The 12,000-nt window shown below is 36.1% G+C and carries 12 protein-coding genes; 9 read left to right on the forward strand and 3 right to left on the reverse strand.

The genetic code is table 11. The features are described from left to right. The first annotated feature begins 1,348 nt into the window (after positions 1-1,348). Both BFM98_RS00010 and BFM98_RS24350 read left to right on the forward strand, forming a co-directional pair. The gene (locus BFM98_RS00010; RefSeq protein WP_066036189.1) at positions 1,349-2,770 is read left to right on the forward strand and encodes a hypothetical protein; all 1,422 of its coding nucleotides are present in this window, start codon (positions 1,349-1,351) and stop codon (positions 2,768-2,770) included. An 850-nt stretch (positions 2,771-3,620) separates the two neighbouring features. Continuing rightward, positions 3,621-3,752, forward strand: a complete 132-nt coding sequence (locus BFM98_RS24350) for a hypothetical protein (RefSeq protein WP_256389901.1) — start codon at positions 3,621-3,623, stop codon at positions 3,750-3,752. A 176-nt stretch (positions 3,753-3,928) separates the two neighbouring features. Here the strand turns inward: BFM98_RS24350 and BFM98_RS00015 are convergent, their stop codons facing one another. Beyond that, positions 3,929-4,336, reverse strand: coding sequence for a hypothetical protein (locus BFM98_RS00015; protein ID WP_066036190.1), 408 nt, complete (start codon positions 4,334-4,336; stop codon positions 3,929-3,931). A gap of 103 nt (positions 4,337-4,439) precedes the next feature. Here BFM98_RS00015 and BFM98_RS00020 point away from each other — a divergent pair, with 103 nt between their 5' ends. After that, positions 4,440-4,766 carry a nucleoside triphosphate pyrophosphohydrolase gene (locus BFM98_RS00020; protein WP_066036191.1) on the forward strand — a complete coding sequence of 109 codons (327 nt, stop codon included), beginning with the start codon at positions 4,440-4,442 and terminating at the stop codon, positions 4,764-4,766. 110 nt (positions 4,767-4,876) lie between these two features. Continuing rightward, positions 4,877-5,287: an Asp23/Gls24 family envelope stress response protein gene (locus BFM98_RS00025; protein WP_004231142.1), complete on the forward strand. Its 411-nt coding sequence runs from the start codon at positions 4,877-4,879 to the stop codon at positions 5,285-5,287. A gap of 96 nt (positions 5,288-5,383) precedes the next feature. Here BFM98_RS00025 and BFM98_RS00030 read toward each other — a convergent pair whose 3' ends face one another. Both BFM98_RS00030 and BFM98_RS00035 read right to left on the reverse strand, forming a co-directional pair. Then, complete coding sequence (locus BFM98_RS00030) at positions 5,384-6,553, reverse strand: MFS transporter (protein ID WP_048392291.1); 1,170 nt, start codon at positions 6,551-6,553, stop codon at positions 5,384-5,386. Between the two features lie 124 nt (positions 6,554-6,677). Then, entirely contained in the window at positions 6,678-7,580 is a 903-nt protein-coding gene (locus BFM98_RS00035) for a MerR family transcriptional regulator (protein ID WP_066036192.1), read from the reverse strand. A 385-nt stretch (positions 7,581-7,965) separates the two neighbouring features. Here BFM98_RS00035 and nusB point away from each other — a divergent pair, with 385 nt between their 5' ends. From nusB to xseB, 5 genes are all read left to right on the forward strand, one after another. Beyond that, complete coding sequence (nusB, locus tag BFM98_RS00040) at positions 7,966-8,349, forward strand: transcription antitermination factor NusB (RefSeq protein ID WP_004231146.1); 384 nt, start codon at positions 7,966-7,968, stop codon at positions 8,347-8,349. A 31-nt stretch (positions 8,350-8,380) separates the two neighbouring features. Then, positions 8,381-9,235 (forward strand): bifunctional methylenetetrahydrofolate dehydrogenase/methenyltetrahydrofolate cyclohydrolase FolD, encoded by an 855-nt coding sequence (gene folD / locus BFM98_RS00045; RefSeq protein WP_054549163.1) that lies wholly within the window; start codon positions 8,381-8,383, stop codon positions 9,233-9,235. A gap of 128 nt (positions 9,236-9,363) precedes the next feature. Beyond that, complete coding sequence (locus tag BFM98_RS00050) at positions 9,364-10,179, forward strand: undecaprenyl-diphosphate phosphatase (protein WP_066036193.1); 816 nt, start codon at positions 9,364-9,366, stop codon at positions 10,177-10,179. A 230-nt stretch (positions 10,180-10,409) separates the two neighbouring features. Beyond that, positions 10,410-11,768: an exodeoxyribonuclease VII large subunit gene (xseA, locus tag BFM98_RS00055; RefSeq protein WP_054549164.1), complete on the forward strand. Its 1,359-nt coding sequence runs from the start codon at positions 10,410-10,412 to the stop codon at positions 11,766-11,768. Then, positions 11,765-11,998 (forward strand): exodeoxyribonuclease VII small subunit, encoded by a 234-nt coding sequence (xseB, locus tag BFM98_RS00060; protein ID WP_008179899.1) that lies wholly within the window; start codon positions 11,765-11,767, stop codon positions 11,996-11,998. The genes xseA and xseB overlap by 4 nt, the downstream gene beginning before the upstream one ends. Positions 11,999-12,000: the final 2 nt, after the last annotated feature.

Genomic DNA, 12,000 nt, shown 5'->3' on the forward strand with positions numbered 1-12,000 from the left:
AGATGTGTATAAGAGACAGATATTTAATAGATTTAAAGATGAAATTAGATAGTGAGCCTTCTCGGGAACAAATACAATATGAAATGGAAAATTATTTTGACCATGAAGAGTCACAAAAATCTATAATTGAAGCTGAAGCAGGTATAACAATTTATAATGAAAATGAGATAATCGAGCAATTCAAAGATTTAGTTAATCCATTTATAAATACATTAACTGATGAATTTTATTTTAGGCAAGACCTTGAGATAAGTATTGAAGAAATCTATGATTCTGTTCAATCTCTAGAAATAGTTCAAATTGAAAGAGAATGGGAAGATAAAATTTTAACGGTGTCTGCTGATATGGAAATTGACGAAGAACAGATAAGTACTTTGACTCTAACAATCTATATAAATGAAGAAGAAGAACTAAAGAAAAGAATTGAGTTTCAAAATGGACAAGCTTATTATGACGAAGATAAGGGGTATTATTTACCCTTAGCTTACGAAAATTTAGATGAAAGTTCTTTTAATGAATTTAAATCAGAGCTAACTGAAATAATAGGGATTGAATTTATTGATTATGTAAGTGAATTGAATTATGAGCAGGGACGAGCGTATAAAGATGGTGGGGCAGAAGTTTTAGCTGATTTTTCTTGCGAAGAATGTGGAAATGAAACTATTAGTTTAGATGAAAACGTATTTCCATATGGTAAATGTGCTACTTGTGGTCACCAACATACAAATATTAAATCCTGCATGAAGTGTGAATGTATTTATAATGCCAATATTGATGGGAGTTTTGGATTATGTGATTCATGCTATGAGAGATTTGAAGAAGAGTAAGTTTTCTTTATTAATTGGCTGACAGAAGTATCGAAGTAACAAGTTAGTGATTTAGTTGGAGGTATTAGGAAACACCTGTGAGTTTATTAAGTAAAATCATTCTTTTACTTAGTATTGAAATTGCAGGTCATGAAGCTTGTCAGAGCTACAAAGCGACCTCGCAGGAGATTCACAGAGCCACGTCACAGGTCGGGTCATTAACAGTCATGTGAGCGTCAGAACGCGTTACAGTGCAATATGATAAGGATTTAGGGAATATTTACAAAGGTCGGTATGGTAGCCCCCTAATTAGCGATACTCCATGCACCATTTATTTGGCTACACAAGTATGTAGTAAATCAAGAAATATTTGAATAAATAGCTTGTTATAGATGCCTATGCCCGCAAAAAAAGAATTTGCGAAATGTTTAGATACTATGTTGTTATCTCGCTATTTTATTTGATGCTTTTATAATTCAAAATGATTATTAAAAGACTAAATGTTGCGAGTTTTTAATGAAAATCAGGAGGTAAGATACTGTATGAAGCTACAAATTGAAAAATGGGTTGAGGGAAATAAGCCTTTTAAAGAATATGAAGCAGCTAATGACCTATTTGAAGAATCAGTACGTTGTTATAAAATGGGAGCATATAAGTCTGCTTTTATCATGTCTTATCTTTCTTTTAAAGTTACTTTGAGAGGTAGAATTTTGGGGTGTACTTATGGTAAAGAGCTTGCTAAGTCTAACCCTAAATTTTGGGAAAATGAAATTGTAAAAAAACTAGAAGATGATAGTAGTTGGGAAAATCATCTAAATTCAATTGTAGATGCGTCTTGTTCAAGTGGTAACAAAAAAGATATAGCCATTTTAGATTTTACAAATGGTGAACAGGTTAAAATAGCCTATAATTATTGGAAAAATATCAGAAATGATTGTGCTCATGCGAAAGGACGTATAACGATAGATAGTTCAACGGTAGAATGTTTTTGGAACTATTTGATGGATAATTTAAGTGATTTTTATGTTCTTGGTGGAGAGGAGTATTTATTAAGGGAATTAAAAAATCTTTATCAATACTATCCTTTTCCAGAGATAGTTGAACAAGACTCCGTAAAGATAATAATGAATGATGTAAACGTAGTTTATAAGAAAAACTCTAAGTATTTTTTCCAAAAACTATTTGAAAAATTAGAGGGTCGCCATAATGGAAAGGGACAATTCGTTAACGATTCAAATAAGAAATTTTGGCAAGATATATTGGAGTCGAATTATGAAAATGTAAGAGAAGGAATAGTAGAAGTCATTTCAAGCGATGCGATGCATTTCTTTAACTTCTACAGCTATTATCCTCAACTACTCGAAATGTCTGTATCTATCAACTCAAAATTTGTTGTGAACGATTTATGCGATTGGTTAAATAGTTCATACTATTTTACATATGATTTCAAAAAAAACTTTTGGACTGTTTTTGTTGAAATTTTACATAGGTTTCCATCGCATGTAGATATTAAAGGAATTGTGAATAAACAAACGCTAGAGCTAATAGATGCCTTTGAGCCAGATGAGAGAAAGTTGCAGATACTTAACCGTAATGGTGTGTTCAAAGAATATATTTTTGAAGTTTCAAGTTGGTTCTTTAGAACTGATGCAAGTTCACAGTATAATAATTACGGTAGGTTTCAATCTAGTGAGTCTGAATTTATAGAACTTTGTTTCGATTATTTGGAATGGGATAGCAAATGTGTAGCTACCCTAAATTATGCTCTTGTTAGCTTAGAAGAAAGTATGGCTTCAAGGTCTAATCACAGTTCCATCATGAATGGACATAGTTATAAATCAAGATGTAAGCGGATAATTTGTAAAAACAAAGATAAAATAAGAAATATCCCAGATATTAATTTAAGTGATTACAAGGAAGTCTTAGAGATAATTAATAGTAGCTGTGAGAGGGAACAAGATTAGGTTCTAAGTTTGTATCTCATAATTACTTTAAAGGTAATTTGATATAGACCCCCCTATTTTCCGATAAATTAGTGTTCTTTATACTAATAAAAAGTGTTCCTTATGCACGCACGTGAAGATGCTTTGAAAAGGAAACGAAAGCTATATAGACCCAAAGAAAAGTGATAATATGATATTTAATTGATACTTTCGGTCTTAGAACGTAATTTGATCGAATCCCTAGTATAAGTAGTGAAAACTTTATTGGTAAGCTAAAGCCTTCGGTTTGGCATTAAATGAATAGAGGAATGGCTTAAGGGGAATGTAAGAGCGTTAAATGTCTTCTTAGCCTATCTCTGTGAAGCCTTACATGAACAATTGGTAACTGAGTTCCATTGGGCGTACAGAGCAAGCTCAAACGTTTAAGGAGTAATAGAATAAGAGTAAAAAAAGCGAGGTAAACTAAGGGTTTATCTCTTTTTTGTTTTTAGATGTGTATTGGAACAAGATTAAATAACAGTTTTGAGTTGTAGGTCATGTAAGCTACATGAGCTGTAGTGTGAGATGTGCTGTGAGTGAAGTTGATTCATTCTGTAATGGTGCTATGAACCCTTGTAGAGCTTGCTTTGAATAGATGGTAGGAGCGTGTTATCCGGTAATGAGGTAGGGTATCTTCTTATATAAATGATGAGCTGTATCAACCACATGAAATGAAGTTGCTAACGAAACAAGCCACTAGGAGCTAGTAATCAACATTTCAAAATGCTATCATTTCAATAGAAGGTGATAGTATTGCGTTCTGAAATCATTCTATTCTTAAATATCCTATAATTCTTGCTCTGTAAGGGTTTCTGAGCTTTGTAAGATGCTCTTGAATCCTTATGGAACAACCATTCCATTCCACCAAGCACTAATGAACAATGATGTCTTCAAATCAGCGCAATTCAATACGAAGTTCCTTGAAGAGAACGATGTATTGGGTGTAGCAGAAAAAGTGAAGTAAGCGTTCGCAAGTTTAAACCTCCTAGCTATTATTAGTTAGGAGGTTTTTTATGTCTAAGCATAACTAGATAGAAGACTTACTTGCAGGTAGGAAGATCAATCATAGAAGAAAGATTGACCGTTATAGAAGCTTAAACAATTACTAGTTGAAGTGTGGTGAAAAAGATTATAAAAGTTCTATTTTATAGATAGAAGATCGTTATCTGGTGTTAACATACCATTCTTTGTTGAATAGTCTCCTATGTTTCTGTAAAGCACAGCTGTCTTTATCGCATGGCCTTCTTTCGCAAATACAAGAAGGAAAATATCTTCCCGTACATCTAATCCACTAATACTACCTTTAAACTGTATGTTCATTGTTTCTTCAATCGCATCTTTCGTTGTATAAGGTCCAAAAATTTGCGCTTTTTCCCAATCAAAATCCGTTAATTTATTTAGTGAAACTATAGTTGTACCATTATTTGCTTTTTCCATTATATTTTTCGCAAGCAATGTATCTTCACTAGCACTATTCCCAAAAAATAAAAAAAACATTGTAAACATGAGGACAACCCCACCGATGCCAAACAACCATTTTTGTAACATACTCTACCTCTACTTTATCTCAAATCAATTCTATATTATAGAAAGAATACTATATAATAGAAGAAAGAAATAGTCATCCCCCTGAAAAGGAGTGAAACAATGGATGCCAATATACAATAAGCTAGTGAGGGATAAAATTTTAGAAGTAATTGAAGCGAAGGGTTTATCCTATCATGCACGCATTTTAGAACCTAGTGAGCTGGTAAAGGCAATAAAGGCTAAAATGATAGAAGAAGCTACAGAATTTTACGAAGCCCAGCATAAAGAAGATAGTGTTGAAGAGCTCGCAGACATACTGGAGCTCATTCATATGGCTATCGGTGTGCTAGGTGTAAGCTTTGAGGAGCTAGAAGCGACCCGTGTACACAAGAAGAAAGCTCGTGGGGGATTTAAAAAGGGAATTTATTTAATCGATGTCGTGGATCAGTAAGTCGGTTTTAAATTAAAACGGCTTTCGACAGCCAAACCTTCCTTTTTATAGTATAATAAATGTAAGTACAGCACTTGTTTGTGATGTGTAAGGGAAAGGATGATATTTGTATGGCAGAGAAAGTAGGACAATCTTTCGTACAACCAACACCTTCTGGGAAAGAAGAGCTTGGAAAAATTGAGGTAGCGGCAGAGGTGATCGAGGTTGTGGCTGGGATTGCTGTCAATGAAGTAGAAGGCATTGCTGCAACTCGTGGGAATATTGCGACGGGTGTCGTGGAACGTTTCGGTAAAAAAGTACACAATAAAGGCATTAAATCAGGTGTAACGGAAACTGGTGAAATTGCGATTGATGTATTTTGCTCTGTGAAATATGGATATGCCATTCCTAAAGTAGCAAAAGAAGTTCAAACGCAAATCCGTCAGGCTATTTTTAATATGACGGCACTAGAAACAGCAGAAGTAAATGTGCATATTACAGGTATTCACTTTGAAAAAGAAGAGACAGTAGTGCATGAATAAAAAAGAAAAGGATTGCCCAATGATGATTCGTTCATCAAAGGGCAGTCCTTTTTATATGGATTTCTCTAGGATGTTCATGTGGATGTATCGTCTATTTTATAATTCTATATGCTTTGGCTTTCTCCAGAATAACGCAAGTATGACGCCTAGCACCAATACGATTGTAGCAAAGTAGTATGGATAGTTCAGATTGATATCGAACAATACCCCACCTAGAATTGGGCCAAAAATATTACCAAGACTTGTAAACATAGAGTTCATGCCACCAACAAATCCTTGTTCATTTCCGGCAATTTTCGATAAATACGAAGTAACAGCAGGTCGAATTAAATCGAAGCCTACGAAAATAAAGAATGTCACGAATAAGATGGCAAAATAATGACTCACGATCGTCATGGCGAATGTTAATACTGCTGAAAGGATTAGTGAGTAACGAATAACATTAATCTCACCCATTTTCTTTGTCAGCCAATCAAATAGTATTAATTGAGCTAGTGCCCCAACAATACCACTTCCTGTAATAATTATGGCAATATCCGATGGTGTAAACGCAAATTTGTGATCAACGAATAAGCTAAACAATGATTCGAATGCAGCGAGGCCAAATGATAACACGAAAATAAGAATGAATGGTATGAAGTAGAGTGGACTAAACACACGTTTGACACTACCTAACATGGATTGTGCTACTTCTTCATTGTCTGTAGCACGTGTTGGCTCTTTTAAAAACAGCAATGACAGGATAGCTGCGAACAGACCAAGTACCCCAGCTGCATAAAATGGGACACGTGTACCAATTTCAGCTAAAAAACCACCGATCCCAGGGCCGATAATAAAACCTGTGCTAATGGCTGCACTCATATAGCCAAGTGCCTTAGGGCGCTGTGCCAATGTCGTAATATCAGCTATATAGGCGGTTACAGCTGGCATAATGAAAGCGGCACTCACGCCACCTAACATACGAGAGACAAAAAGAATTTCAACAGAACGACCAAACCCAAATAAAAACTCAGAAAGTCCAAAAATAAAAAGACCTGCAACAATCATAACTTTGCGGCCAATATTATCAACAAGCTTACCTGCAATTGGTGATGCAATTAATTGTGTAATGGCAAAGGCTGCCACCATATAACCAACAACAGAGCCAGAAATATGTAGCTCATTCATGATGGTTGGTAAAACAGGGATGACTAAACCAATCCCTAAAAAGGCAATGAAAAGATTAGATAATAAAATAGCTAAGGTTATATTTTGTTTCTTGCTCATAAACTTCTCCTTCTAATTGTTCGCGATACATGTTTTCAATCTACTAGAATATTTCCATGTAATACGATAAACCCTATAGTAACTATAGGGTCAAAAGATTTGTTTTTATTTTTTAAAATTTTTATCAGTTTGGGAGTTCTGGCTGAGAGTTATACGAATGCGCCACTACTTTTTCGGAGGAATTTTGTGTCTCTTGTTTTTGCCTAATCTTTAATTCTACTATAAATTTCTTTTCTTGTTCCATAGTGAGCGTTGCTGGCATGTATAGCTCATACACTTGCGATTCAAATAGTTCCTGCTGAGCTAATACATGATTTCTCAACTTTTCATAGAATGAAAAATAAGTATCAGGATCGTAAATAAAGGCAATGCATACATATTTACCGCCAGGAATAATGGTTTGTTGTATGTTTGGTGAAAGCTGCGAAAATGTGCGCTCCGTTAATAGGGGAGTGAAAATAGCATCATAAATGATGTCATTGACATCTTTATAAGGCTCTAGTGGAAAAATACAGCCATAACGACTGTTTAAGACACTGCCTTCCTTTTCGATGATTTTAATTAAAGTGGCATAGTATGTACTGGTGCTCGATGTCGGTGTTAATTCATTAGTGGTTACTTGAAGAACGGGCATTGCTTCCTCTATTTGCACATAAATCTCACCGAAGACTGGGATATCAATTTGCTCTTGTAATTGCTTTTTTGTTTTCAGTAAGGTATTTTTTGCTTCGTTTAAACGAGAAATTTTTTCATTGATGCGTAGCTCCTGCTGAGCTAAAAAATCAAGCAATTCCTCTGAGGTTAATCTAAGTGCTTTTTTTATATCATCGAGCGTCACGCCGATATATTTAAGGGACTTTATAATGTCTAAATAGAATAGCTGATTGCCTTTATAATACCGATAATTGGTGAAGGTATCGATATAAGCAGGCTTAAATAAATCAATTTGATCATAATAACGTAATGTCTGAACCGATAAGTTTGAAAGTTTGGCAACCTCACCTATCGTATAATAATGTTCCTTCATAAATGGCCTCCACTAATAAAAGCTAAAAAAGTTTCGAATGGCATCAAAACGAATTTTATGCTTGCATCCACCCAGTAAAATAGGTGAAATGTACGTTCCTTCATTTGTTGATATTGTTCTTCACCGTCAACCATTTTAAATGTTTTTTGCAGCTAAGACATATAGCTTCAGTTTGCATTGTGACACCTCTAACGTTTTTCTTTATTATACCATTACGAACAGGAAACATTCATTTTTGGAATACCACTATTTCGATGAGAAGTGGGCTTAAACAAAAAGTTCCTTGAAAAAGGTTCAGATTATTGAAAACTTGCTTGAAATCGTGTTTCTCATGTGATTTTATGCTATTATAAACCTTAATGCCACTTAAGAAGGAGAGCTTTACATGAAACGACATGAAGCACGCGAAAAAGCGTTGCAAGTTTTGTTTCAGCTAGACAATACGGATCTAACAGTTGAAGAAGCAATGGGCCATATTAAAGGTCAACCTACCAATGCCTTCTACGAAAAGATCGTAAATGGAACAGCTGAACATTTGGAGGAAATCGATGCTACATTAGAACAGCATCTTGAAAAGTGGTCACTTGCCCGTTTACCCAAAATTGAAAGAACGGTTTTACGTTTAGCTGTATATGAATTGTTATACATGCCAGAAACACCAAAAAGAGTAGTACTAAACGAAGCAATCGAGTTATGTAAAACATTTGGCGATGATAGTTCATCTAAATTCGTCAATGGTGTACTTTCTAAATTTACAGAACAAGAATAATGTGTTGAATTGGAAGGAGTAACGAAGGTTTATGTCAAGTGCAATTATTAATGGTAAAGAGATTGGTCAAGAAATTCGTAATGCTGTAGCAGAGCGTGTCATTCGTTTAAAAGAGCGAGGATTGACACCTGGTTTAGCGGTTGTGTTAGTTGGAGACAACCAGGCATCAGCTACATATGTGAGAAATAAACAAAAATCTTGTGAAGCGATTGGAATGTTTTCAGAACTCATTAAATTACCCGAAGAGACAACGCAAGAAGAATTACTAGCACAAATTGAGCTTTTAAATCAACGTGAGGATATTCATGGTATTTTAGTTCAATTACCACTCCCAAAACATATTGATGAGGATACAGTCATTGCAACGATTGCTGTCGAGAAGGATGTCGATGGATTCTCACCTGTAAGCGTTGGGAAAATGATGCTTGGCCAAGAAACATTTTTACCTTGTACACCGTTTGGCGTAATGAAGCTTCTTGAGTATTCAGGAATTGAAATCGCAGGAAAGCATGCTGTAATCGTAGGTCGCAGTCATATCGTTGGTAAACCAATGGGACAACTACTTTTACAAAAGGATGCAACGGTAACCTATACACACTCTAAAACGCCAGATTTACCTTCATTTACAAAACAAGCAGATATTTTAATTGCCGCAGTCGGACGTGCTAACTTTATTACAAAAGAGCACGTGAAAGAAGGGGCTGTTGTTATTGATGTAGGCATTAATCGCGATGACAACAATAAATTATGCGGTGACGTAAACTTTGCAGAAGTAGATGGAATTGCGTCTCATATTACGCCTGTACCAGGTGGTGTAGGACCAATGACCATCACAATGTTACTATTCAACACAGTGCAAGCAGCTGAAAATACGCTTGCAAAATAAAAAACCTTTTGAAGAAAGTCATCTCAACTTGTGTGAGGTGACTTTTTTGTTGTGTAAATTCAGAACTTTTCTTTGATTATGTCGTCTAATGTAACGTTTGGGACATACATACTGAGGAGGAGGTTTTTATGGAAAATATCGATATTATGTTAATTATCAAGCATATCATTATTGGACTTGTCCAAGGTTTTACAGAGCCAATTCCTGTATCGTCGAGTGGACATGTAATGATTGCTAGCGAAATGCTGGGACTAGGTGAACAAGGTTTTACTTTTGCCATCTTAACCAATACAGCTTCGTTACTTGCTATTATGTATATTTATCGTGAGGATATTGTTCGTCTGATCAGTCATTTTTTTCTTTACTTGAAAACTAGAGAAAAGCGGTATAACGCAGATTTTCGCTTTGCGCTCTATATTGTCATCGGTTCAATTCCTGCTGGCGTTTTAGGGGTGTTATTAAGTGATGTTATTGCAGATAACGTAAGTATGACAACGATTGCGCTCATGCTATTTGTGACAGGGACTGCATTATGGTTAATTCGTAATATGCGTGGCAAGAAGAAAGATGCAGATTTACGTGCTAAAGATGCCATCATTGTAGGGCTGGGGCAAGCAGTTGCTTTAACGCCAGGCATTAGCCGTTCAGGAGCTACGATTATTTCCGCCATAGCAGTAGGGATGAAGCAGGATACAGCCTTACGTTTTTCCTTTATGCTTTATATTCCTGTAAGTTTGGGTGGGGTAGTCCTTGGCATTACAGATTTTTTAGACGAGCCGAATAAAGGTGCCTTAGCTCTTCCATATGCCGCCACTTTCTTGGCAACACTCATTATGACTTATTTTGCGATGCGTTGGTTTATGGGCATTATGAAAAGTGGTAAACTTAGCTACTTTACGTATTATTGTTTTATTGTAGGAACTCTTTTATTACTATTTTATTAAAATATAAAGTCTCATAACGTATGAAGTTATGGGGCTTTGTTTGTTATTTGTCATAATATACGATTTCTAATAGTGAGAACGTGTAGGAATGTGTTATAGTTGTTTTTCGATAGAAGAAAGACAGTCATTTTTTCTATCGAAACTGCATTTTGGCACGTCAACGACTGCAAAAAATGTTATGATAGGTGTAGTTTTGTGAAAAACTTGATTTTAGTAAAGGAGCCGAAAACATGTCCTCTGCTTCTTATTTAACAGTAAAAGCGTTAACAAAATATATTAAACGAAAATTCGATGCAGATCCACATTTGCGTGAAGTGTATGTAAAAGGTGAATTATCAAATGTGAAAATTCATCAATCCGGCCATATTTACTTTACATTAAAGGATGATGGTGCCCGAATAGCTGCGACGATGTTTAAAGCAGCGGCTACCAAATTAGCGTTTGAACCAAAGGAAGGTATGCAAGTATTTATCCGAGGGGATGTAAACGTTTACGAAGGCTATGGAACCTATCAGCTATATGTACAGGAAATGCAACCAGATGGCATTGGTAGCTTATTTGTTGCCTTCAATCAATTAAAAGAGCAATTACAAAAAGAAGGTCTTTTTAAACCTGAGTGGAAGCAACCGATACCAAAATTTCCTGAAAAAATTGGTGTGCTCACGTCAACAACTGGTGCAGCTATACGGGATATTTGTTCAACCTTAAAGAGGCGTTACCCACTTGCTGAAATTTTGATTTATCCAACCCTTGTACAAGGAGCTCAGGCTGCACCGAATATTGTGCAAAATATTCAACGTGCTAATCAAGAGGCAAGCTGTGATGTGTTGATTGTCGGGCGAGGAGGAGGCTCCATCGAGGATTTATGGGCTTTTAATGAAGAAATTGTGGCAAGAGCTATTTTTGAAAGCCGAATTCCTATTATTAGTGCGGTTGGCCATGAAACAGATACAACGATTGCCGATTATGTAGCCGATTTACGTGCACCTACTCCAACAGCTGCTGCTGAGTTGGCTGTGCCCGATCAAGCGGATCTCTACCAACGCGTGCTTACGCAGAAATCACAGCTACATCAAATGGTTAGGTCGCAACTTATGGCAGAGCGACAACGTCTAAATAAGCTCCAGCAGTCTTATCCATTGTCAATGCCAGAAAGACTTTATCGACCTTTTACAGAAAGATTGGCACAGCTTGAGTCAGGATTACAGGCAGCAATGCAAGTGAGCTTGATGAAAAAAGCTGCCCAACTTCAACAATTACATAGTACGGTGGAGCAACATTCACCCAAAAAGGCACTTGCTTTTCATCAGAGAGAGCTTGAAGCGCGCGTTCAACAATTATCACGTGCTACAACGTATTATGTGGCAAAAAAGCAACAACAATTTGAGTCAACCGTTAGAACATTAGAAGCTTTAAATCCACTGTCCATTCTAACAAGAGGATTTACAGTAGCATATAAAGATCAGCAAATGATCAAATCATCCACTGAGGTGCAAAAGCAAGATCAACTGACACTGACTTTCCATGATGGAAAGGTTGTGGCTAACGTGACGAATATCTTGCCAAAGAATGAGGGGGAATTGTTGTGACTGAAAAACAACAAACATTTGCAGAAGCCATGACGGCACTAGAAGAAATCGTTCGCCAGTTAGAACAGGGTGATGTGCCATTGGAAAATGCGATTGATTTATACAAGCAAGGAATGGAGCTATCAAAGTTTTGCCATAGTAAGCTGCAACATGCTGAGGAGCAGCTTGTATCAATTGTCCAAGAGACTGGTGAAACAACAGCATTTGATCCACTAAAGGGAGAGAATTAGGA

This window comes from Lysinibacillus sp. AR18-8, assembly GCF_001705465.1.
GTDB classification, from domain to species: Bacteria; Bacillota; Bacilli; order Bacillales_A; family Planococcaceae; genus Lysinibacillus; species Lysinibacillus capsici.